General features: G+C 59.7%; 24 protein-coding genes. 9 read left to right on the forward strand and 15 right to left on the reverse strand.

Features of this window, described 5'->3' with window-relative positions:
• The first annotated feature begins 111 nt into the window (after positions 1-111).
• The 4 genes from ACQUQP_RS18880 (at position 112) to ACQUQP_RS18895 (ending at position 4632) form a co-directional block, all read left to right on the forward strand.
• Positions 112-804 (forward strand): mobilization protein, encoded by a 693-nt coding sequence (locus ACQUQP_RS18880; protein ID WP_432696577.1) that lies wholly within the window; start codon positions 112-114, stop codon positions 802-804.
• A 184-nt stretch (positions 805-988) separates the two neighbouring features.
• Complete coding sequence (locus ACQUQP_RS18885; RefSeq protein ID WP_432696578.1) at positions 989-1948, forward strand: ABC transporter substrate-binding protein; 960 nt, start codon at positions 989-991, stop codon at positions 1946-1948.
• Positions 1949-3646, forward strand: a complete 1698-nt coding sequence (locus ACQUQP_RS18890) for an ABC transporter permease (RefSeq protein ID WP_432696579.1) — start codon at positions 1949-1951, stop codon at positions 3644-3646.
• Positions 3643-4632, forward strand: a complete 990-nt coding sequence (locus tag ACQUQP_RS18895; protein WP_432696580.1) for an ABC transporter ATP-binding protein — start codon at positions 3643-3645, stop codon at positions 4630-4632. Before ACQUQP_RS18890 ends, ACQUQP_RS18895 begins: the two co-directional genes overlap by 4 nt.
• A 42-nt stretch (positions 4633-4674) precedes the next feature.
• Here ACQUQP_RS18895 and ACQUQP_RS18900 read toward each other — a convergent pair whose 3' ends face one another.
• The 6 genes from ACQUQP_RS18900 to ACQUQP_RS18925 form a co-directional block, all read right to left on the reverse strand.
• A complete protein-coding gene (locus ACQUQP_RS18900) occupies positions 4675-6261 on the reverse strand; it encodes an ABC-F family ATPase (RefSeq protein ID WP_432696581.1) in 1587 nt (528 codons plus the stop codon).
• A 171-nt stretch (positions 6262-6432) separates the two neighbouring features.
• Positions 6433-6858: a YbaN family protein gene (locus ACQUQP_RS18905; protein WP_432696582.1), complete on the reverse strand. Its 426-nt coding sequence runs from the start codon at positions 6856-6858 to the stop codon at positions 6433-6435.
• Between the two features lie 89 nt (positions 6859-6947).
• Positions 6948-7619, reverse strand: a complete 672-nt coding sequence (locus ACQUQP_RS18910) for a hypothetical protein (RefSeq protein WP_432696583.1) — start codon at positions 7617-7619, stop codon at positions 6948-6950.
• 109 nt (positions 7620-7728) lie between these two features.
• Positions 7729-8145 carry an alternative ribosome rescue aminoacyl-tRNA hydrolase ArfB gene (arfB, locus tag ACQUQP_RS18915; RefSeq protein WP_432696584.1) on the reverse strand — a complete coding sequence of 139 codons (417 nt, stop codon included), beginning with the start codon at positions 8143-8145 and terminating at the stop codon, positions 7729-7731.
• Positions 8145-9011, reverse strand: coding sequence for a bifunctional methionine sulfoxide reductase B/A protein (locus tag ACQUQP_RS18920; protein ID WP_432696585.1), 867 nt, complete (start codon positions 9009-9011; stop codon positions 8145-8147). The genes arfB and ACQUQP_RS18920 overlap by 1 nt, the downstream gene beginning before the upstream one ends.
• Positions 9012-9115: 104 nt before the next feature.
• Positions 9116-10567, reverse strand: a complete 1452-nt coding sequence (locus ACQUQP_RS18925) for a C13 family peptidase (RefSeq protein ID WP_432696586.1) — start codon at positions 10565-10567, stop codon at positions 9116-9118.
• Between the two features lie 414 nt (positions 10568-10981).
• Here ACQUQP_RS18925 and ACQUQP_RS18930 point away from each other — a divergent pair, with 414 nt between their 5' ends.
• Positions 10982-12157, forward strand: coding sequence for an acetylornithine transaminase (locus tag ACQUQP_RS18930; protein ID WP_432696587.1), 1176 nt, complete (start codon positions 10982-10984; stop codon positions 12155-12157).
• Between the two features lie 160 nt (positions 12158-12317).
• On the opposite strand, the gene ACQUQP_RS18935 is transcribed toward ACQUQP_RS18930, so the two are convergent.
• The 6 genes from ACQUQP_RS18935 to ACQUQP_RS18960 all read right to left on the reverse strand — a co-directional run bounded on the left by ACQUQP_RS18935 (position 12318) and on the right by ACQUQP_RS18960 (position 17181).
• The gene (locus ACQUQP_RS18935; protein WP_432696588.1) at positions 12318-12695 is read right to left on the reverse strand and encodes a hypothetical protein; all 378 of its coding nucleotides are present in this window, start codon (positions 12693-12695) and stop codon (positions 12318-12320) included.
• An 11-nt stretch (positions 12696-12706) separates the two neighbouring features.
• Positions 12707-14038: a sulfite oxidase gene (locus ACQUQP_RS18940; RefSeq protein ID WP_432696589.1), complete on the reverse strand. Its 1332-nt coding sequence runs from the start codon at positions 14036-14038 to the stop codon at positions 12707-12709.
• 298 nt (positions 14039-14336) lie between these two features.
• Positions 14337-14639 carry a hypothetical protein gene (locus ACQUQP_RS18945; protein ID WP_432696590.1) on the reverse strand — a complete coding sequence of 101 codons (303 nt, stop codon included), beginning with the start codon at positions 14637-14639 and terminating at the stop codon, positions 14337-14339.
• Positions 14640-14656: 17 nt separating this feature from the next.
• On the reverse strand, positions 14657-15388 hold the full coding sequence (locus ACQUQP_RS18950) for an ABC transporter ATP-binding protein (RefSeq protein ID WP_432696591.1): 732 nt from the start codon (positions 15386-15388) through the stop codon (positions 14657-14659).
• On the reverse strand, positions 15373-16155 hold the full coding sequence (locus ACQUQP_RS18955) for an ABC transporter permease (RefSeq protein WP_432696592.1): 783 nt from the start codon (positions 16153-16155) through the stop codon (positions 15373-15375). The genes ACQUQP_RS18950 and ACQUQP_RS18955 overlap by 16 nt, the downstream gene beginning before the upstream one ends.
• 9 nt (positions 16156-16164) lie before the next feature.
• A complete protein-coding gene (locus tag ACQUQP_RS18960; protein WP_432696593.1) occupies positions 16165-17181 on the reverse strand; it encodes an ABC transporter substrate-binding protein in 1017 nt (338 codons plus the stop codon).
• A 232-nt stretch (positions 17182-17413) separates the two neighbouring features.
• On the opposite strand from ACQUQP_RS18960, the gene ACQUQP_RS18965 reads away from it, so the two are divergent.
• Together ACQUQP_RS18965 and ACQUQP_RS18970 are read left to right on the forward strand one after the other, a co-directional pair.
• Positions 17414-18211: a TSUP family transporter gene (locus ACQUQP_RS18965; RefSeq protein ID WP_432696594.1), complete on the forward strand. Its 798-nt coding sequence runs from the start codon at positions 17414-17416 to the stop codon at positions 18209-18211.
• Between the two features lie 59 nt (positions 18212-18270).
• On the forward strand, positions 18271-18840 hold the full coding sequence (locus tag ACQUQP_RS18970; protein ID WP_432696595.1) for a DJ-1/PfpI family protein: 570 nt from the start codon (positions 18271-18273) through the stop codon (positions 18838-18840).
• Positions 18841-18888: 48 nt separating this feature from the next.
• On the opposite strand, the gene ACQUQP_RS18975 is transcribed toward ACQUQP_RS18970, so the two are convergent.
• On the reverse strand, positions 18889-19236 hold the full coding sequence (locus ACQUQP_RS18975) for a DUF4870 family protein (RefSeq protein WP_432696596.1): 348 nt from the start codon (positions 19234-19236) through the stop codon (positions 18889-18891).
• A gap of 129 nt (positions 19237-19365) precedes the next feature.
• On the opposite strand from ACQUQP_RS18975, the gene ACQUQP_RS18980 reads away from it, so the two are divergent.
• Together ACQUQP_RS18980 and ACQUQP_RS18985 are read left to right on the forward strand one after the other, a co-directional pair.
• On the forward strand, positions 19366-19896 hold the full coding sequence (locus ACQUQP_RS18980) for a DUF3750 domain-containing protein (RefSeq protein ID WP_432696597.1): 531 nt from the start codon (positions 19366-19368) through the stop codon (positions 19894-19896).
• Positions 19897-19960: 64 nt separating this feature from the next.
• A complete protein-coding gene (locus ACQUQP_RS18985; RefSeq protein WP_432696598.1) occupies positions 19961-20413 on the forward strand; it encodes a YaiI/YqxD family protein in 453 nt (150 codons plus the stop codon).
• 1 nt (position 20414) lies between these two features.
• On the opposite strand, the gene ACQUQP_RS18990 is transcribed toward ACQUQP_RS18985, so the two are convergent.
• Both ACQUQP_RS18990 and ACQUQP_RS18995 read right to left on the reverse strand, forming a co-directional pair.
• Positions 20415-20819, reverse strand: coding sequence for a DNA-J related domain-containing protein (locus ACQUQP_RS18990; RefSeq protein ID WP_432696599.1), 405 nt, complete (start codon positions 20817-20819; stop codon positions 20415-20417).
• Positions 20820-20888: 69 nt separating this feature from the next.
• Positions 20889-21224, reverse strand: coding sequence for a hypothetical protein (locus ACQUQP_RS18995; protein WP_432696600.1), 336 nt, complete (start codon positions 21222-21224; stop codon positions 20889-20891).
• Positions 21225-21261 lie beyond the last annotated feature (37 nt).

The following is a 21261-nucleotide window of genomic DNA, read 5'->3' on the forward strand; positions in this document are numbered from 1 at the left end:
ATGAAGCCACCGTATTGCAACAGGATTAGGGTATGATCGGATGAATGTGCCAAAGCACATCCTGCATTCATCTGCAGACTACACCTCGACTTGCATTAACAGGGAAAGCACATGAGCAACGTTCATTTCATCGGCGGTGAAAAAGGCGGCGTCGGTAAATCGATGACCGCAAGACTGCTGGCTCAGTACTACATCGATCAGCAGCGTCCGTTTCTCGGTTTCGACTCCGACGCTTCACACGGCACTTTTTCGCGCTTCTACGGTGAGTTCGCATCACCTGTCATCGTCGGTGAGGATGACAGCCTCGACGGTATCCTGGAGGCCAGCGAATCCAGCCCCGATCACGATCTGATTATCGACCTTGCGGCCCAGACCTCCGCACGCCTGGGCGAATGGATCGAAGAGACCGATGTCTTCGGCCTGCTCGACGAGCTGGGTTACAAGGTGCATCTCTGGCACGTGATGGATGACGGCGCCGACTCTGTAGACCTGCTGGAAACGGCGCTAGCGCGCTACACCCAGCCTGAACTTCAGTTCGTGGTTGTTAAAAACCTGGGACGCGGTAGCGACTTCAGCGAGCTGCAGGATTCCGAGGCCTATCGCACCGCTGAAGAGCGCGGCGCACATGTATTTGAACTGGGCAAACTGCATCCGAAGCTGACCCACAAGGTGGATTTCGCCAACGCCAGTTTCTGGGCTGCGGCCAACAACAAAGAGATCGCTAATATCGCGGAACGCCAGCGTATGAAGGTGTGGCTGAGAAACAACTACAGCCAGCTGAATAGCCTGCTCGGCGACGACTGAACCCGCCCGGCAGCCATTAAAAGCGCCACCCACCACCCGGTATCTTCCGGGTGGTCTCTCCCTTACCCCCAGGCTCGCCAGACTATCAACGCTGCCCTGCGGTCACGCTGCGGTCATATGTCAGTTCTATGATTGTTCGATTAATAACCTATCGACCATCTACGTTCTGAGCATGGAGCAGCCAATGAAAAAGCTAGTTGCCGGTCTTGCGATCGGACTCACCCTTTCCATTCCCGCCTTCGCCGAAACCCTGGTCGTCTACAGCGCCGGTCCCAAACCGCTCTCCGGCGGGCTGGCCCAGGCGTTCACTGAAAAGACGGGGATCGATGTGGAGCTGTTCCAGTCCACCGCCGGCAAGATCATGGCGCGCTACCAGGCAGAGAAATCCAACCCCCACGCCGACGTGATGATCTCCGCCTCCTGGGGCCACGCCATCACCCTGGAACAGGATGGGGATCTGCTCGCCTACACCTCGCCCAACGCGGCCAATGTACCGGCTTCGCTGAAGACCGACAGCTACGTGGCCCAGGGTGCCGCTGCACTGGCGATCGCCTATAACCCGAAATCGGGCATGGCAGTTCCGCAGCACTGGGCCGACCTGACGCTGCCGGAGTATCGCGGCCAGGTGACCATGCCGGATCCGTCCAAATCCGGCTCTGCGCTGACCCTGGTACAGGGTCTGGTGACGCTGGATGCCGACAAGGCCTGGAATCTGTTCGATCAGCTGGCTGCCAATGAGATTCTGATCCCCGGTGCCAACAAGGCAGCCCTGAACCCGGTGCTTCAGGGCGCCAAGAGCGCAGTCTTCGGTGCTGTCGATTACATCGCCATCGGCGCAAAACAGAAGGGCGAGAGCATCGAAGTGGTCTATCCCAGCGAAGGCACCGTGCTGGCGCCGCGCCCGATCATGATCATAAAATCCTCAAAGCATCAGGATGCCGCCAAGCAGTTCGTCGATTTCGTGCTGTCCGAACAGGGTCAGAAACTGGTGGCCGAGCGCTATATCCTGCCATCGCGCACCGATATCGAAGCCAAACGCGCCGGCTGGAATGATCTGAAGATCATCGATTTCGACGCCCGGGAAGCGGCTGCCCACGCCGCCGATACCCAGAGCAGGTTTGCCGAAGTCATGGCCGCAAAATAGATGACCGCGCCGGCCATAGTCGCGGCAACCACCGGGCAGACGCGGTCGTTACGACCGCTGCTGCTCGGAGTCGCCGCCCTCATCATGCTGACACTGGTGGGACTGCCGGTGCTGGCGATTTTGCTGTACGCGCTGTTCCCGCATATTAATGAGTGGTCTTTGACGGAGCCGTTCAGTGCGCTTCTGCCCAACCTGGCAGACCCGCACCTGATAGGCGCCACGCTCAACTCCCTGGCGCTATCGCTCGGCGTGACCCTGCTGTCTGCAGCCATCGCGCTACCACTGGCCTATCGCCGCGCTCAGTTGCCCGAAAGCAGCGGCCGGATCTGGGACGCGCTGCTGATGGTACCCTTTCTGATTCCGCCCTATATCGGCGCGCTTTCATGGATGCAGCTGCTGCAGGTCAACGGTTTCAGCGAGCAGCTGCTGGGCTTTAACCTGGCCGGTTTTCTCTACTCCTTTCCCGGCATCGTCACGGTGATGGCGCTGCATCTGTTTCCGATGATCTACCTGGCAACGTCCAAGGCGTTCGCGGTGATCGGCGGGCGTTACGGCGATGTGGGCCGGGTGTTTGGCGGCTCCACGCTGCAGATATTTACCCGTATTCATCTGCCGATGGTGCTGCCCACCCTGCTCTCCAGCGGCCTGATCGTATTTGTACTGACCATCGAGGAGTTCGGCACACCGGAGATTCTCGGCAGCCGTTTCGGCTTTCGCGTGATCGTCACCTCGATCCATGAAAAGCTCTCCGACTGGCCCATCGACCTGCCCGGCGCCTCGGTACTGTCGATCATTCTGATTCTGATCGCGTTTTTCGCCTTCCGCATGCATCTGCGCTTGGCCAACCGTTTCAGCGCCGCCATCGATAACCAGCAGGTCGAAGCACGCGCCCTGGAAAGAAACGGTGTGCAGCGGAGCATCGATCTGCTTCTGTTCGGCAGCACCTTCTTCTTCGCCGTGCTGCTGCCGCTGCTCACCATCACGGCCAGTGCCATGCTGGATACTCTCTCCGGTGGACTGGCACTCTCAAACATGAGCCTGAAACACCTGGCCGGCCTGTTCGACCTGGATAGCGAAGCCTGGGGAGCGATCACTACAAGCTTTGGCCTGGCACTGCTGGCGGCCGTCTGCAGCGTCATCATCGCCGTGCTGGTGGCCTTCACCCTGGTACGGCTGCGCACCCGCGGCACCGCACTGCTCGATTTTCTGTCGATCCTGCCCAACGCGATTCCGGGCATGGCGATCGCCGTGGGGCTGATCCTGACCTGGAATCAACCGTTCTGGCCGGTCACACCGTACAACAGCTCGGCGATTCTGCTGGTGGCCTATATCTGCCTGACCCTGCCCTACCCGATCCGCATGCTCAGTGCAGCGCTGAAGCAGCTGCCGCAGTCGCTGGATGATGCCGCGTACATCGCTGGTGCCAGCGAAGCGCGGGTGATCCTGCGCATACTGACGCCGCTGCTGGCACCGGTGGCACTGGCGGCGGGCTTTATCGTTTTTGCCATCTCGACCCGGGAACTGGTCAGCTCGCTGATGCTGGCACCGCCCGGGGTGCAGACCGTCGCCACCTACGTTTTCCATCAATTCGACCAGGGTTCCATCAACGCCGGCATGGCGATGAGCCTGGTCACTATTCTGGTCTCGGGTTCGATTATCCTGCTGGGCCAGCGTCTGCCCGGGGGTAAGATCCGATGAGCCAACTGGTGATCAAACAGGTCTCAAAAAGCTTTGGCGCCAGCCAGATACTGCGCGACATTACGCTGGAGGTGGAAGCCGGCAGCATCATGACACTGCTCGGTCCCTCCGGCTGCGGCAAAACCACGCTACTGCGCATTATTGCCGGGCTGGAAACACCTGATAGCGGTGTGATCCGCGCCGGTGAGCGGGAATTTTTGGACTGCGACAAAGGATTGATCCTGCCACCGCAGCTGCGCCGCCTCGGCTTCGTGTTCCAGGATTACGGACTCTGGCCCCATATGAGCGTAGCGAAGAACATCGCCTTTCCACTGAAAATGCTCAAGCTCCCGCGGCACGAAATCGATAGCCGCATTACCGAGGTGCTCGGCGCCGTGCGCCTGACCGATCAGGCCGCCAAGCTGCCCGAACAACTGTCAGGCGGTCAGAAACAGCGCGTCTCCATCGCCCGCGCGCTTGCGGCCCGCCCGGCACTGATCTTGTTTGACGAACCCCTATCCAACCTGGATGCCAACCTGCGGGAGGAGCTGGGCCAGGAGATCCGTATGCTTGCGCAGCAGTTTGGCCAGACCTGCGTCAACGTCACCCACGACCGGCGCGAGGCACAGCTTTTATCGGATCGCATTGCGCTAATGAAGGATGGCGTCTGCCACCAGTATGGGCGCCCGGAGGAGCTGTTCCGCGCTCCGGTGGATGTCTGGGCGGCACGTTTTCTCGATGCCGGAAATATCCTGCCAGCCCGGGTGCTGCCCGGCCGGCCTGATGCCACCGCAGAGGTGATGATTCCGCGCAGCGCGGTACGTTTGGCTGAAACGGGTGAAGGGATAGAAGCCACTGTGCTCAGTAGCCTCTATATCGATGATCGTTACGAGGTGGTAGCCGAGGTAGATGGCCACCCGGTGAAACTGTTCACTGACCGGCTGCTCTCGGCAGGCCAGCCGGTGCGGATCACCGTGGAGCAGGAAACGCTGCTCAGTTATCTCTGATAGCTGAAGCCGCGTTCTCTGCCCACTGACCGGAGCCTTAAATCAGTTTCCCTGGCTTTTCAGGTACTCTTCGTAGTCGCCGTGGAAATCGACGACCCCATTGGGAGTCAGTTCGATGATACGGGTCGCCAGTGAGGAGACGAACTCCCGGTCGTGGCTGACGAACAGCAGCGTGCCGGGGTAGTTTTCCAGCGCCAGGTTAAGCGACTCGATCGATTCCATATCCAGGTGGTTGGTGGGCTCGTCCAGCAGCATGATGTTGGGCTGCTGCAGGATCAGCTTGCCGAAAATCATGCGGCCCTGCTCACCACCGGAGATCACCTTCACCGACTTGCCGATCTCCTTCTGCGAGAACAGCAGACGCCCCAGGGTGCCACGGATCACCTGCTCGTCATCGCCCTCTTTGCCCCAGTAGGACATCCAGTCGTAGAGGTTCTTGTCCTCTTCAAACTCGTGGGCGTGGTCCTGGGCGTAGTAGCCAAGCTCGGAGTTTTCCGACCATTTCACAGTGCCGGCATCCGGTTCCAGATCGCCGACCAGGCACTTCAGCAGCGTGGACTTGCCGATACCGTTGGGGCCGATGATCGCGATCCGCTCACCCACCGCCACATTCAGGTTCAGGCCCGCAAACACCGGCTCATCGAAGGACTTGGCCAGGCCTTCCACTTCCAGCGCGGTACGGTGCAGCTTCTTCGCCTGCTCAAAACGGATAAACGGGTTCTGACGGCTGGACGGTTTCACCTCTTCCAGCTGGATCTTGTCGATCTGCTTCAGCCGTGAAGTCGCCTGGCGTGACTTGGAGGCGTTGGCGGAGAAGCGGCTGACGAAGGATTTCAGATCAGCGATCTGGGCCTTTTTCTTGGCGTTATCGGAGAGCATCTTCTCCCGCGCCTGGGTCGACGCGGTCATGTACTCATCGTAGTTGCCCGGATAGACGCGCAGCTCACCGTAATCGATATCCGCCATGTGGGTGCAGACCGAGTTCAGGAAGTGACGGTCATGCGAGATGATCACCATGGTACAGGTGCGCTGATTGAGTACGCCCTCGAGCCAGCGGATGGTGTTGATATCCAGGTTGTTGGTCGGCTCGTCGAGCAACAGAATATCGGGATCGGAGAACAGCGCCTGTGCCAGCAGCACACGCAGCTTCCAGCCCGGCGCGATTTCGCTCATCGGGCCGTAGTGCTGTTCCACAGGAATCTCCAGACCCAGCAGCAGCTCGCCGGCACGGGAGTCGGCGGTATAGCCGTCCATCTCGGCGAACTCCGCTTCCAGCTCACCGGCGCGGATACCGTCTTCCTCGGTCATCTCCGCCTTGGCGTAGATGGCATCGCGCTCGGACTTCACCGCCCAGAGCTCTTCGTTGCCCATGATGACGGTATCGATCACGCTGTATTCTTCGTAAGCGAACTGATCCTGGCGCAGCTTGCCGAGACGTTCGTTCGGATCGGTGGAAACGTTACCGCTGCTCGGCTCCAGGTCACCACCGAGGATTTTCATGAAGGTGGACTTACCGCAGCCGTTGGCGCCGATAAGGCCGTAGCGGTTACCGTCGCCAAATTTGACGGAGACGTTTTCAAACAGCGGCTTGGCGCCAAACTGCATAGTAATGTTGGCAGTGGTCAGCAATGGAGACACCTGAAACTATAAAGAGGGGGAGTTATTCGGAAGGCGGACTGACGATTTGAAGAGACCGCTCTGTATGGCCGACATTATGCCACAGGACAGCATCTAACCACAGGGCAAGCCCGGATAAAGCGCTGACAAAGCAAGGGAAAAGCGTACGGATTAACAGCCCGATTAGCAGCGGGAATTTCGGGAGCTCTCCGGTAACTGTTCGGGACGCGACCAGACCACCAGCGCCCCCACCCCGATGGTGCCTAGAATCAGCATCAGCAGCAGCGGATGGCCGATCACATACACCACTATCACCGCCGCAAGGCACATGCCGATACTGGCGGTGATCTTGGATTTACGGTCGATCACACCGCCCTGCTCCCAGTTACGCAGGCGCTCTCCAAACAGGGAGTGATTTTCCAGCCAGTTGCGCAGCCGCGGCGAACATTTTGACGCGCTCCAGGCGGCTATCAGTACAAACACCGTCGTCGGCAGGCCCGGCAGGATGGCACCGAGTATCGCCAAGCCGAGTGCAACACCAGTCAACGCCAGCCAGAACCAGCGCAAACCGCCGCGACTGTTCACCTCCTGCTCGTTGACTCTGTTCATTCGCTTAACCTCCGCGCCCATGCCATTCAGTATAGATAACCCGCTGACCGAGCGCGCCAGATCCTGTCAATGCGTTTAATAAAGCGATGCTATAATAGGGAATCACAGTTACGTGGTGCCCAGTCCACACCGCCCTGCTGCGCGCTGGGTTTAAAACAGAAGCTCATCCTGAAGTCGGCACCGCAACGGTCCATGGTCCAGACCTCTTCCCAGACATTCTGTACTTTCTTCCCGGCGATCAAGCGTTCCGCCGGCGGCAGACTGACCCAGGTGTCGGTGACCAGCACCTTTTTACACTCTCCCTGAGACGCCGCCAGGTGTGATGACTCGACAGCAACCGCCTGCTCGTATAGATCCTTGATCAGACTGGGGCCGGCACGGGACTCACCCGGCACCTGAGGCTGCAGTTCCACATTCCCCTGTTTCGCGACCGCTATGGCGTTATAGGTGACCGTCTCGCCACAACGACTGAGACGGAAACGCTGCTGCCAGATGCCCCGCATCGGCACCGGGTTACCCGGCTCAAAGAGCGGCGGATCCATCAGCATGAAGGTGGTGGGTTCCACCTCGTACTGCTGTTCACACTGTGTCTGTCGCTTGAGCACTGTGCGGTCCCAGTAGAGCCCAAGTTTGAACAAACGGTCCATGTAGTGCTTGCTGCGCAGGTAGTTTTCCAGCGCCGCGTCATCGGCAGCTGCCGCAAAAACAGGGCCGGTGCTCAGCAGCGCGGCCAACGCGGTTGCAAAGATCGATACTCGCATGGGGTCCCTCGGTAAGCTTCTAAGTCCTGAACCTGACCCTACCAGAGCCAACCGGGGGAGTCAGTAAGTTGGACGCCAGGTATAGCGTTGCAGACGACCGGCTGCAGCCTTAGAAATCCTTGACCCGGCCGCGCATCGATTTGGTTTTGCCGCGCTGGGTTTTCTTGTCCATACGTTTTTTCTGCGAACTGCGGCTGGGCTTGGTGGCGCGCCGTGCTTTCTGCACCTTGGCGACACTCTGAATCAGCTCGCGCAGCCGCTCCAGAGCATCCAGCCGGTTCTTCTCCTGGGTACGGAACTGCTGCGCCTTGATCACGATGACACCGTCCTGGCTGATGCGGTTATCACTCAGACTCAGCAGCCGCTCCTTGTAGAAGTCCGGCAGCGATGAAGCGCGGATATCGAAGCGCAGATGGATCGCACTGGACACCTTATTGACGTTCTGACCGCCCGCACCCTGGGCGCGGATGGCGGTCAGCTCGATCTCATCGTCCGGTATCTGAACGCTGCGTGATATCTCCAGCATCAGAACCGCTTCTGATAGCTGTGGCAGTAAGGGGTTTTACCGGTGCGCACGTAGTAGTCCTGGTGGAACTCTTCGGCACGCCAGAACTTTTGCATCGGCAGCACCCGGGTCACCACATCCAGCCCCTTGTTTTCCAGCAGCCCGATCAGCTTGTCGCTGATGCCACGCTCCTTGTCATCATTAACAAAGATGGCAGAGGCGTACTGCGGACCGATATCCGGCCCCTGGCCGTTGTCCTGGGTCGGATCGTGAATCTCGAAGAACAGTTTTGCCAGGGTTTCGAAGTCGGTCTGGGCAGAATCGTAAAGCACCTCCACCGTCTCAAGGTGCCCGGTGGTTTTCGAACACACCTGCTCGTAGCTTGGGTTTTCCACATGCCCGCCCATATAGCCGGACACCACGGAAACCACGCCCGGAACCTGCTGCAGCAGATGTTCCACGCCCCAGAAGCAGCCGCCGGCAAAATACGCCTTTTTCAGGTGACCACCCGCTTTGTCGGCCAGCTCTTCAGCGCTGATAAAATCCATGGAAATGGAGTTAACGCAGTGGCGCACGTTCTTGCGGGTGAGCATTTCACCTTCGAAAACGTGCCCGAGGTGCCCGTCGCAGTTGGCGCAGAGGATCTCGGTCCGACGTCCGTCCGCATCCACCTCACGGCGAATCGCCCCCTCGATCTCGTCATCAAAGCTGGGCCAGCCGCAATGGGAGGGGAATTTGTCTTCCGAGCGGTAAAGCGGCGCACCACACTGTTTGCAGGTGTACACGCCGGTTTCGAAAAAGTCGTCATATTTGCCGGTAAAGGGCCGCTCTGTACCCTTGCGCAGAATCACGTACTGCTCTTCCGGTGTCAGCTGCTTGTAACTCATGTTCACCCTCAATCTCTGTCTGGTTGCCGGTCCGGCTGCTGCCGAACTGGCCGCTAATCTGTTTATGGGTACGGATGCTGCCGAAAAAAGGATGAGTCGGCGCTTTAATCCCGGTCAATGCTCAGGCTACAGGGCTTGCGCCCGGTTTCAAGTCGGCACGCCTCGGCACGTTCCGCCAGCTCGATGGCCCTGTTCATCGCTGATTCGCGGTACAGGGCACGCAACCTGGTCTCGATCTCGGCACCGACAAAACGCTGCGGTCTGGAAGGTATGAATGACTCGGACGCTTCCCGCTGCGTTACCCAGTCACGGGCCAGATCGAAGGCTTGGATAAAGCGTGGCTCACGTGGCAGAGCCTGGCGGAAATAAGCATCGCCAAAATAGGTAAAGTTGCTCTGCGCGCCACAGCCAAAGGAGCTTCGATCCGCCGCCGCTGCCGTGATCACCAGGGTTTCAGGGGACTTCAGGGCCTCGACAAACCCGCCGGAGTAGCAGCTTGAGACCAGCAGCACCCGCCAGCGGATACCGGCCTTGTCCAGCGCTTCGCGCAGCTGTACCGGCCGCAGGTCATTGAGGCCGAGATCACCGAGTTGCAAAGAGAAGTGGTGGTCAGAACTGCCGTGGGAGGTCATGAACAGAAACAGCAGGTCTTCGTTCAGGTTCATCCGCTCAGCGAGCGCATCCAGCGCGCTCTGAAGATTATGCGCATTGGCCAGCGGGTATCGCTCCGTGGTGGCCGGGTTATTGGCCAGCACCAGCGAACGCCCCGCGGTACCGAAATGAGTGTCGAACTGCTCACGCACATATTCCACTTCGTTGAGGAACACATTTTCTTCACCGTAGCCGCCCAGCGCCAGCAGATAGAGTTCTGTCTTGCCGCTTTCACCCGGCGCAAGCGCCGACAGGGACTCGGCCAGCAACTGCGGCTGGGCGTAATAGATTTTTTCCACATTCAGCGCAGCCCGGGGGGCTCGCTCCTGCTCGGGATAGTCGGTGTACCAGAGCAGGATCTGCGGGAACACCCAGAAACTGGCCAGCAGGCCGAGTGGAAACAACCCGGCGGTTAGGGCAACGCGCAACCGGGCCAGCTGCCGGTTTGCCCCCAGCGCACGAGCCAGCACCAGCCACTGCCAGCCAAGAAACAGGCACAAGCCGGCCCAGTAATAACTGAACGGCAGCTCTAGCAGGGCAATAAGCCCGGTGCCCAGCTGCGCCCCCAGCAGCATGAAACACTCTGCCGCCGCCACAGCGATCAGCGTGCGCCCGAATACTCTCGCCCCGCCGCCGGCAAGCCGCGTAATAACCAGCAGTAGAAGCATCACCCCGAGGTTCAGTGCCGCCAGGTAGTTGGCGCCATAGGGATTGAATACCCGAGGAGGATCAACCGCAGCAAAAGCCAGCACCACCTGAAGCAGGCCTAACAGCACCACCAGTGCGATCAGTTGACCAAGGCTGTAATGGAAACGGGCTTTGCTGAGCGAGAACCCGAAGGCGAGGCGGAAACCACCACCCAGATTGGCGCCCAGCTTGTCGATTTCCCGCCGCTGCTCTGTCATCTTCCACCTGTCGTTCGCACACCTCTGTCGATCATTTTTCAGTGTACCTGAATGTCGGCTATTCAGAGCCGGCGCCGGAATGAACTTTTGTCAGCACGCCCCTTCCGCCGCCAGGAAAACTCTGAAATACTCGAGGTTATGACGATCACATCCGCACTTCGACGACAGGCTCACTCCACAAGGTTTCCCTTGGGATCTCGCCTGCCTGCCCGATAAGTGCTCCCCTGCCTGACTGAGTCAGGCCGAGGTTTTCGACAAAGGCCGCCGGTATCCCCGGCGGCCTTTGTCGTTTCCGGCTGACTGAATCCAGCCACTTCACCGATATCTCTGACTACTCAACAACAGCTCACGAGCCCCGTCCTGTGCTGACCGGATGCGGCAGATCTCCGCTGTTGAAAAACCTGAGGAAACAGCATGAACAACGATTACAGCGCACTAATGCAGATAGCGCCCAGGCCGCAAATCACCTTTACCCGGGGTGCCGGCAGTTACCTGTTCGACGAACAGAACAACGCCTGGCTCGACTTTGTCCAGGGCTGGGCCGTCAATACCCTGGGCCACAGCCCGGCAGTGATCAGCACCGCACTGGTTGAACAGAGCCGCCAACTGCTCAACCCCGGCCCCGCGTTTTATAACGGACCGGCGGTAAAGCTGGCCAACCGCCTGGCGGCACTCAGCGGCCTGGACCAGGTATTCTTCGCCAACAGCGGAGCAGAAGCCAACGAGGGCGCGATCAAGCTGGCCCGGAAATGGGGCGCCAAGCAGCGTAACGGCGCCTGGAAAATCATCACCTTTGAAAACGGCTTTCACGGCCGGACCCTGGCCACCATGTCGGCCACCGGCAAACCCGCCTTCGAACCGCTGTTCAATCCCAAGGTGCCCGGTTTTACCAAAGTCCCCTATGGCGACCTGGACGCGGTGGCCGGGGCCATCGACGCCGATACCGTGGCAATTATGCTGGAGCCGATACAGGGCGAAGCCGGGGTAGTACCGGCCAGCGAGACGTTTATGCAGGGGCTGAGAGCGCTGGCGGACCAGCACGGAATACTGTTGATGCTGGACGAGGTGCAGACCGGTATCGGCCGGACCGGTAGCCTGTTCCGCTTCCAGGCGCTGGGCATCGAGCCGGATGTAATGACCCTGGGCAAGGGGCTCGGCGGAGGTGTGCCGATCTCGGCCCTGCTGGCCAAAGAGCGGGTCTGCTGTTTTGAGCCCGGTGATCAGGGCGGCACCTTCAACGGTAATCCGCTGGTCTGCGCTGTGGCGCTGGCTGTACTGGAGCAGGTCACAAATGACAGGTTTATGGAGCAGATAAACCTGAGCAGCCGGGCACTCAGCGCGGTGCTGACCGACCTTGCGGCCAGATACGGCATGGGCAGAGTCAGGGGCGCCGGGCTTCTGCTGGCACTGGATACCGGCACTGTCAATGCGCCGGCACTGGTTAAGCATGCTTTTGATCTGGGCCTGTTGTTGAACGCGCCGCGGCCCAACAGCCTGAGGTTTATGCCGGCATTGAATGTGACCAGTGAGGAGATCATCGAGATGGGCAGGTTGCTGGAGCTGGCGATTCAGCGCACCCAATCAAAGTAGGAGCGACGACACCGTCGCGATTGACCGCCGAGGTCGAAAATAACCACCATGCCACGGCCAATCTGCGCGGGGGCGCGCCTCATTCTATGCGAAAGCCCGACCCGCCAGAATCCGGCGGGTCGGGCGCAGGGGCAGAGCAACCTTCCCCTGACTTCCACGCTTATCCGGCCGTATCCTCCTTCGCGGCCTTGTAAGGATTTTCCGGCATCATGGACGGCGGTAGCGGCGGCCTGCGGGCGCCCTCCTTGGGTCCATAATGCTTGGCGAGGTAATCGAGAATCGTATTCTCCATCTCCGGTGGCAGAGGCCAGAGTCCCTGGGTTTCCTGCATCCAGCGGATCAGGTACTCCCAGCGGTTACGGGAGCCGGCATTCTGCGTCACCAGCGCACCGGAGTGGCAGGCGGTACAGGTGGATTTCACCGTTTCCCAGCCATCGTCGATCACCAGCCCGCTATCCGGATCGGTTTCAGCCCAGGCTCCCAGAGGGAGCGTCAGCGCCAGCGGCAACAGCAGCCGGCGCATGCGTCGCGCTAACATGGCACACCCCCTCAGACTATCTGCACCGCGATGCGGTGACAGGCGTTATTGAGATAGCCTTTCGGGTTCCATCCGGGAACGACCATCGGTTGCGAGCGACCTTCCGAATCTGTGGCCTTGGCCCAGATCTCATAATAGCCGATCTCGGGGAAATTGATCGCCGTACTCCAGCGCTGCCAGGCCAGCCGGTTGGCCGGTGCCTTCAGATCCGCTTCGATCCAGGTGGCTCCAAAGTCGATGGAGATATGCACCTTATCCACCGCCAGATCGCCGGCCCAGGCATGGCCACGCACCACCAGCGTCTCGCCCTTGGACTGGGTAAGCCCCGACTCGGGATAAGTGATCAGCGATTTCACCGGCATCGACTCGATGGTGACGAAATCGGACTTGGGCACGTCGGTACCCGGCGCCACCGGATTCTTCGGCACGCTGTATGACGGCGCTCCCATCTTGGTGCCGTCATGTTTCTGGTTGCGGATAACGATCCGCTGCAACCACTTGCCGGACACTGAACCCGGCCAGCCACCGCAGACAACGCGCAGCGGATAACCGTTGAGATACGGAATATCTTCGCCGTTCATCGCCCAGGCGATCAGCGACTCATCTTCCAGCGCCTTATGCATAGGTACGCCACGGGAGATCGGGGTGCGGCTGGGATCACCGCTGACGTGGGTATCGGCACCGTAGTAACCGATATAGACAGCGTCGTCCTTGATGCCGCAGGCTTCGAGCACATCGCGCAGCCGCACGCCGGTAAAGGTCGGACAGGCCACGGCGCCGGTGGTCCACTGGTTACCACTGGCCGAAGGCACATACTCACTGCGGCCATTACCGCCACACTCGACCTGCAACTGGTAGGTGTGGTGTTCAAACTTCTGCTTCAGCTCGGCGATGGTGAAGGTCATCGGGTTGGCGCAGGATTCACCGTCGATGCGCAGCTCCCAGGTGGCCGGATCGATATTCTCGATGGCCGGCGGAATACCGTTGTTGCGCACGAACATGCGGCTTCCCGGCGTAATATCATCATCAAGCAGATGAGGCGGGGTTTCGGCGTTGATTGGTCGGTCATTGAGGATGGTGAGACCATCCTTGCCCTCCAGCATGAAGGGGGTCTGGTCGTCGGCCAGGGCAACCGGGATCAGGCCACCCGGCATTTTATCGGCAAAGGGAATGGCTGCGGCACCGATCGCTGCCCCCATGGCGGCAAGCCCGCTTTTCTTGAGAAAACCGCGTCGCGATTCCGGGTCGACAACCCGCCCCCAGAGCAGGCGATCCGCCTTTTCGGGGTCCTCAGAATAAAGCGCGTGCAGGCCGCGCGTCTCGTTCTCTTTGTTTTTGGACATCACGCACTCTCCTAAGGGCCCGGTTCAGGAGTTCAGCGTAATCGGCAAGCGGCGGAGCTATTCATCTATGAATACCTGCGCCTGACCTTCACTGTTTACCGGGCATATTTTTATAGGTATTACCCTTCGGAGCTGGTCAGGGGAGTTATGTTTTAAATCAGGGCCTCCCGGGCCAACCAGCCGAAACCAACTCATTTCTATGAAATGTCAGTTTCAAGACTAGCAGCCACTTTTAAATTCGTCTTTCCTTATATTAATTTATTCTAATGATTGTTGGATCTATAAACCCTGCTTTGGCTTATGCGCGGATATAAGCCCAGCCGCTGGCCTGCTGCCTCGCCAGGTACTGCACCGCAGCGGCAACCACACGCACGCCCTCGGGTTCTTCAAGCTGCTGGCCATCCAGGCTGTTACGGCAAAGAACCAGCAGCGGCAGAATCGTTTCGTCGCTTATCGTCACGGCACTGGCAGCCGCGGGGCCGTTGACGACGATCTCCACCTCGGCATCGTCTTCAAGCTTCAGCAGGTTACGGGCATTGTTCTGTGCACGCTTCAGCGCCTCTGGGGTGGGCGCATGAATCATCAGTTTGATCGCCGCCATGGCTCTATCCTCAACAATCAGATGGCTTGGGAGATTTCGTCCGCCAGATGCTGTAACTCTTCAGCGCCGCGTCCCCGCGGCCGGGGCAGTTCGATCCGACGGTCCAGAGCGATTTTAGCAGGCGAACCAGCGAGTACGATCACCCGGTCCGCCAGATAAACCGCCTCTTCGATATCGTGGGTGATAAACAGCACCGCCTTGCGGGTCTTGTCCCAAATACTCAGCAGCTGATCCTGCAGGTGACGGCGGGTGATCGCGTCCACCGCGCTGAACGGCTCATCCATCAGCAGCAGATGCGGATGTACTGCCAGTGCCCGCGCAATGCCGCCGCGCTGCACCTGCCCGCCGGAGAGTTGATGTGGCCAGCGGTCGGCAAACTCTTCCAGTCGCGTCAGTTTGAGCACCTCATCGACCCGTTCCCGTTTCTGCTCGGCAGTCAGTTTCAGGCCCTTGAGGCCGTAAGCCACGTTGGCGCGCAGCCGGCGCCAGGGCATCAGGCGGCCATCCTGAAACACGATGCCGCGACGGCGGCGGGTGTCGTTATGGGGCACGTTCAAGGTGATATTGCCACCGCTGGCATCGGCGAGACCCGCCACGCAGCGCAGCAGCGTGGACTTGCCCACACCGGAGCCGCCGACCACAGCGATGAACTCCCCCGGTTCCAGGCGCAGATTCAGTCCGCTGAAGACCGGCGACTCGCTGTTGCCGTAGTGGTAGCTGAGGTTCTCGATATTCAGGATGGACGCCATCTCAGTACTCGCTTCTCAACCTGGGCAAAAATCGTATCGCTGAGGGTATAAACCAGTGAAATAACCAGCATGTAGACCACCACCGCTTCATAGGCACCGACGCCGGCGGCGGAGTTCATCTCCTGCCCCATGCCGGGCACGCCGAGCAGCTCGGCGGCGATCAACGTCATCCACGCCTGGCCGATGCCGGTACGGATACCGGAGAAGATCCCCGGCGCAGCACCGGGCAGGGTCACCTGCAGCCCCTGACGCAGATGGCCGGCCTGACCGAAAGCACGAGCCAATTCATAGTATTTCGGGTCCACATGACGCACGGCGGAATAGGTGGCGAAGTAGTTCACCCAGAATACGCCGATGGCGATAACGAAGGCCGCGCCGGCATGGCTGACCTTGAACCAGGCGATGGCAAACACCACCCAGGCCAAGGGGGGAATCGGCCGCAGAATCCGCGCCAGCCAGGCGTGCAGCGCATCCAGCATCGATGAAGAGGCGGCCAGAGTGCCCACCAGAAAACCAAACAGCGTGCCCAGGGCCAGACCCCAGGCGTAATGCACCAGGCTCGACAGGATCGCCGGCAGCAGCCGGTCGGAGCTCCACTCATCCTCGAGCGCCTGTGGCAGCAGGAAAGGATCGGGAATGGTGCCGGAGGGTGCCCAGCCGGACACCTGAGCGAACTTCCACAGGGCGACAAAGGCCGCCACACCGATCAGACCTAGCAAAGCCCGCCCCCAGGGGGAGCGGGCCAGAGGATGTACCTGTTGCGTCATCGCTGGCCCTTACTCCTGAGCCAGCTCATCGTAGAAACGGGTATCGAACAGCTCGTCCAGGTTGACCTGCGCTTTCAGCGTACCCAGCTCGGCCTGGAAGTCGCGCATGGTGAGGGTGCCATCGACAATGGCATTGGGGTTGGCTTCAAACTGATGGCCGGAGCGCTGCAGCGCCTTGAGCACGATATCCGCCGGCAGACGTCCACCGCCCACGTATTTACCCACCGCGCTGGCCACCTGTTCCGGCTGGTTGCGCAGCTGCTCGGTGGCGTCGATGTGCGCTTTAACCAGCGCCTTGACCAGCTCGGGCCGGTCGTTGATCAGGTGTTCGCGCACCGCCAGCACTGCACCGGGCTGGTTCGGGAACATCTCGGAGCCGGCCGCCACAACCTTTGCCTCCTCCTTGCGATCCAGCACGATGCTGACAATCGGCTCGAGGATCGCGGCACCGTCCACAGCGCCGGTCATCAGCGACTGCTGCACCTGGGCCGCGCCCTGGTAGATGATGTCGATGTTGTCGCCAATCTGCTGCTCGCTCAGACCCAGCTGATTGCGCAGCCAGTACTGCAGCACGGTCTCAGGAACCGAGCCCTGGGGGAAGGTGGTGATCACCGCCTTACGCCCCTTGTCCGCCTTGAAGCGCTGGAAAGCTGTGGCCGCTTCGCCGTCGGCAAAGTAAGGCGCCAGCTCGCCCAGTGAGATCAGGCTGATCTGTTCAACGATATTGGAGGCAACCACCTTGATATCAGCGCCCTTGGCGCGGGCCACCATGGCCGGGCCAATACCCATGTACGCCACATCAAGCTGACCGGCCAGCAGTGCCTGAACTATGGCGGGGCCATTCTGGAACTTGATCAGGTCGGGATCGCTGACGCCCGCATGCTCCAGGGCATCCCCTTCCAGCACCACAAAGGACTGGGAAACAGGGATGATCGGCATGTAACCGACTTCAAGCGATTGGTTGGCAAAGGCAAAACTGCTCCAACCCAGGAGCACGGCGGAGAGCAGGGAAAATAAACGACGCATGATGGCACTCCAGAGACAGTGTTTATCGGGAGCAATAATCCTATATAAACAAAAACAAAGTAAAAAGGTCGGAATTAGATCGTTTATGAATATGATTATTTTCGAATATTGCCTATCCAGGCGCCGTCACCGGGGCAGGAAACGCGGCTCTCCATGACGCCCCGTTTGATTTACGGGATAATCCGCGGCAGATCTTTTCTACTGCCATTCGCGGCCCATCAGGAAGACCACCATGGAACTGGATCTCAATCTGATCCTGCTGTTACTGATCACCGGCCTCGGTGCTGGCACCATCGATGCGATCGCCGGGGGCGGCGGTCTGATTACGCTGCCGGTGCTGCTGGCCAGCGGTCTCAGTCCGGTGCAGGCGCTGGCCACCAACAAGCTACAGGGGAGTTTCGGCACCCTGGCCGCGACTCTCTACTTTGTACGCAAACGCCTGGTCGATCTGCGTGAGATGCGCACCATGATCCTCTGTACGTTTGTCGGCTCGGCGCTGGGCACGCTGGCGGTTCAGTTGATCGATAGCACTGTTCTTGCCGCGGTGATGCCGGCGCTGCTGATTGTGATCGCACTCTACTTCGCTTTTTCACCCAGGATCGGCGACCAGGACCGGGAGCGGCGGATCAGCGTACTGCTGTTCAGCACCGCCATCACCTTCTCGATCGGTTTTTATGACGGATTTTTCGGTCCTGGCACCGGTACCTTTTTCACCCTCGCTTTCGTCACACTGGCCGGTTTCGGCCTGGCCCGTGCCACCGCGCATACCAAGGTGCTGAACTTCACCTCCAATTTCGCCTCACTGCTTTTCTTCCTGTTCAGCGGCCATATAGTCTGGCTGGCCGGTTTCGCCATGGCGGCGGGACAACTGATCGGCGGCCAACTCGGTGCCCGGCTGGTGGTCAGTCGTGGTACCCGCCTGGTCCGTCCGCTGATTGTCATTATCACTCTGTTGATGTCGGCTAAACTGCTGCTGGACCGGTTCGGACTTTCGCCCGGCGAATTGATCGACAGCTTCTTCGCCGGCTGATGTAAGGCACACCCGTACCGATGCCGATTCAATAACAGGCAGTCCCATTCAAGGAGAGTGTGATGAGCAAGAAGATTCTGATGATCACCGGCGACTTCACCGAAGATTACGAAACCATGGTGCCCTTCCAGGCACTAATGGCAGTAGGCCACCAGGTAGATGCGGTTTGCCCGGACAAAAAAGCCGGCGACAGCGTGGCCACTGCGATTCACGATTTTGAGGGTGATCAGACCTATACCGAGAAACCGGGGCACCGTTTTGCATTGAACGCCAGCTTCGATGAGATCGACCCGGCCAGCTACGATGCCCTGGTGATTCCCGGTGGCCGCGCACCGGAGTATCTGCGCCTGAATGCAAAAGTCATCGAGATGGTGCGCCACTTCTTCGATACCAACAAACCGGTGGCCGCTATCTGCCATGGTGCCCAGCTGCTGGCCGCCGCTGGCGTACTCAAGGGGCGCCGCTGCTCCGCCTACCCGGCCTGCTCACCGGAGGTGCGCCTGGCCGGCGGCGAGTTCGCCGAGATCGAGGTGGATCAGGCGACCACCGATGGCAACCTGGTCACTGCTCCCGCATGGCCCGCTCACCCCGCCTGGCTGTCCCAGTTTATGACGCTGCTTAACAACTGATACTGTCCTGCCGGGCCGGCAGATCTGTCGGCCCGCTGTTATCGCTCATCAGTCGATATACATCGGTCGCCCCTCGCTGAGACGCAGCCAGCCCTTGATAATCCGATAGATTACCCAGACCGTATTGATAGCCAGGATCGCGTAACCCACCAGGATGATCGTCGACAGGAAACCGACGAAAAACCAGAAGGCGCTGTACCAGAAGGTGCGCAGCTGCCATCTGAAGTGGGATTCATACAGGGTTCCGCGGACATCCTGGAGTTTCACGTAGTTAATGATCAGTGCTACCAGGAAGCTAATCCCGATCAGGAACGAGGCGGCCTGCAGAGCGTAAACCAGGGTGGTGATATTCTTCAGGTTCCGGTCTTCGTCTTCGGGTATCAGGGTATAGGTCATGGAGATGCCTTGAAGAAAGATCGTGAACAAAGAGAGGTTTTCAGAAGTCAGTATGACAAGGAAGCGTTGCCGCTCCAAGCCACCAGGCAGTGACTGACTGCCGACGTTACCAGACCCGGGGAGAGACAGATGTTGAAACGCATATCCGCCATGTTTTTGCTGACCGCACTGGTCGCTGGCTGTTCCAATGATGGCTGGCAAACGGCGAGCCGCGAGTCCGCCGGCATCGCCCCGGCCCCCTCGGCAACGCCGGAAGCCGTGGTGCAGGTCTATGCCGCGGACGCCTGGGGTTGGCGTGGCATTTTCGCGGTGCACACCTGGATAGCGACCAAGCCGAGCAATGCCGATCATTACACCGTGCATGAAGTGGTGGGCTGGCGCGAACGTCAGGGACTGCCGGTGCTGCGCTCGACCCGGGATAAACCGGACCGTTACTGGTATGGCGCCCGACCGGAGATCATTCTCGACAAGCGCGGGCCTGAGGCTGAGGCATTGATCGACAAGATCGAATCCGCAGTGCAGCGCTATCCGTGGAAGCACGAGTACCGGGTGTTCCCCGGTCCCAACAGCAACACCTTCCCCGCCTGGGTCGGCCTGCAGATTCCGGAACTGGGGCTGGATATGCCGTTCCGTGCCATCGGTTCCGGCTGGGCGGACTGAATCACTGGCGCATCGACCGCCACTGCTCTAGAGTGGCGGCCTTCTGATTAAGCGGGGGTTTGCGATGAAAATCTGGGTAGATGCGGACGCCTGTCCGGTGGTGATCAAGGAGATTATCTTTCGTGCCGCCGAACGCGCAGAGATCGAAACCCTGTTGGTCGCCAACCAGTATATCCGCACGCCGCCATCGAAGCTGATTCGGGCGATCCAGGTCAGCGCCGGGTTTGACGTTGCCGATAACGAAATCGTGCGCCGCGCCGAAGCCGGCGACCTGGTGATCACCAGCGACATTCCGCTGGCCGCCGAGGTGATCGACAAGGGCGCCCTGGCACTGAGCCCCCGCGGTGAACTCTTTACCGCCAACAATGTGCGGGCGCGCCTGAACATGCGCGACTTTTTTGAGACCCTGCGTTCCAGCGGCGTTCAAACCGCAGGCCCGGCCGCCCTCAACCAGACCGACCGCCGTGAGTTCGCACGCCACCTGGATACGCTGATCGCCAAGGCAAAACGCCAGTGAACTAATGGGGCAGTGAAGACTGCTCCTTCAGGGCCGCCATCATCCGGTCGACATCCTCGGCGGTGGTTTCACGGTAGACATCCCAATCCAGGTAATACTCACTGAGCAGCGGATACCAGTCCGGCTCCTCATCGGCGTTATCCGCCTGGCGTTCATGCAGCGCGATATGCATGGGTGATATATCCAGCACGCGGTGCTCCTCCTGCCAGAGGATATCCTGCAGATCGTAGAGCGCATTCATGATCAGGAAATGTTTGCGATACAGCGGCAGCAGTCCCGGCCCCGCTTCATTTTGCTCCTCGAACAGCTGCTGCCGATCCAGGATTTTCATCAGGCCGTATTCGCTGACCCCTTCCGGGTGCGCGCGCAATTCGGCAAGTACTTGGGGCAATACCGGGTTAACCATAACGACACCTGCTACCTTCGTTTCCCAGCCGGCTCTGTGACAACGTCATGATTAAATTATAGACAGGCTTCAGCGGCTCGGCAGAGGCGCAATGACCGGTATATCGAAATGGACGGCCAGGCTCTCGACCACCGCCTCCAGTGACTGGTTCTCATTGGCCTCGAACAGCACGGCGGCGGCCGACGTCGGCGGATATTCGAGGTGTATCCCATAGCGCCCCTCCTGCTGGCCAACCGTATAGAGGTAAGCACGCAGGGCAGGATCCTCGGCATGATGGATGAACACGGCGTTGCGATCGCACTCTGTCTGCTCATCGACAACAAAGGCGCCAGCACCCAGTTGGGTGGTCAGCATCAGCAGTAGATGGCGGATACTCTGATCCTTGTCCAGTGCCCAGATATTCATCAATCGACCTCTCCTTCCATCACCCAGAGGGGAAAAC

Origin of the sequence: Marinobacterium sp. YM272, from assembly GCF_050908845.1 — a bacterium.
Lineage (GTDB): Bacteria > Pseudomonadota > Gammaproteobacteria > Pseudomonadales > Balneatricaceae > Marinobacterium_D.

Coding starts and splice junctions, on each gene's coding strand:
- ACQUQP_RS18890 (WP_432696579.1), top strand. CDS start 1,949: ATGACCGCGCCGGCCATAGTCGCGGCAACCACCGGGCAGACGCGGTCG.
- ACQUQP_RS18965 (WP_432696594.1), top strand. CDS start 17,414: ATGGAACTGGATCTCAATCTGATCCTGCTGTTACTGATCACCGGCCTC.
- ACQUQP_RS18910 (WP_432696583.1), bottom strand. CDS start 7,619: ATGCGAGTATCGATCTTTGCAACCGCGTTGGCCGCGCTGCTGAGCACC.
- ACQUQP_RS18895 (WP_432696580.1), top strand. CDS start 3,643: ATGAGCCAACTGGTGATCAAACAGGTCTCAAAAAGCTTTGGCGCCAGC.
- ACQUQP_RS18950 (WP_432696591.1), bottom strand. CDS start 15,388: ATGGCGTCCATCCTGAATATCGAGAACCTCAGCTACCACTACGGCAAC.
- ACQUQP_RS18995 (WP_432696600.1), bottom strand. CDS start 21,224: ATGAATATCTGGGCACTGGACAAGGATCAGAGTATCCGCCATCTACTG.
- ACQUQP_RS18880 (WP_432696577.1), top strand. CDS start 112: ATGAGCAACGTTCATTTCATCGGCGGTGAAAAAGGCGGCGTCGGTAAA.
- ACQUQP_RS18940 (WP_432696589.1), bottom strand. CDS start 14,038: ATGTCCAAAAACAAAGAGAACGAGACGCGCGGCCTGCACGCGCTTTAT.
- ACQUQP_RS18885 (WP_432696578.1), top strand. CDS start 989: ATGAAAAAGCTAGTTGCCGGTCTTGCGATCGGACTCACCCTTTCCATT.
- ACQUQP_RS18955 (WP_432696592.1), bottom strand. CDS start 16,155: ATGACGCAACAGGTACATCCTCTGGCCCGCTCCCCCTGGGGGCGGGCT.
- ACQUQP_RS18985 (WP_432696598.1), top strand. CDS start 19,961: ATGAAAATCTGGGTAGATGCGGACGCCTGTCCGGTGGTGATCAAGGAG.
- ACQUQP_RS18930 (WP_432696587.1), top strand. CDS start 10,982: ATGAACAACGATTACAGCGCACTAATGCAGATAGCGCCCAGGCCGCAA.
- arfB (WP_432696584.1), bottom strand. CDS start 8,145: ATGCTGGAGATATCACGCAGCGTTCAGATACCGGACGATGAGATCGAG.
- ACQUQP_RS18980 (WP_432696597.1), top strand. CDS start 19,366: ATGTTGAAACGCATATCCGCCATGTTTTTGCTGACCGCACTGGTCGCT.
- ACQUQP_RS18935 (WP_432696588.1), bottom strand. CDS start 12,695: ATGTTAGCGCGACGCATGCGCCGGCTGCTGTTGCCGCTGGCGCTGACG.
- ACQUQP_RS18920 (WP_432696585.1), bottom strand. CDS start 9,011: ATGAGTTACAAGCAGCTGACACCGGAAGAGCAGTACGTGATTCTGCGC.
- ACQUQP_RS18990 (WP_432696599.1), bottom strand. CDS start 20,819: ATGGTTAACCCGGTATTGCCCCAAGTACTTGCCGAATTGCGCGCGCAC.
- ACQUQP_RS18905 (WP_432696582.1), bottom strand. CDS start 6,858: ATGAACAGAGTCAACGAGCAGGAGGTGAACAGTCGCGGCGGTTTGCGC.
- ACQUQP_RS18925 (WP_432696586.1), bottom strand. CDS start 10,567: ATGACAGAGCAGCGGCGGGAAATCGACAAGCTGGGCGCCAATCTGGGT.
- ACQUQP_RS18975 (WP_432696596.1), bottom strand. CDS start 19,236: ATGACCTATACCCTGATACCCGAAGACGAAGACCGGAACCTGAAGAAT.
- ACQUQP_RS18945 (WP_432696590.1), bottom strand. CDS start 14,639: ATGGCGGCGATCAAACTGATGATTCATGCGCCCACCCCAGAGGCGCTG.
- ACQUQP_RS18960 (WP_432696593.1), bottom strand. CDS start 17,181: ATGCGTCGTTTATTTTCCCTGCTCTCCGCCGTGCTCCTGGGTTGGAGC.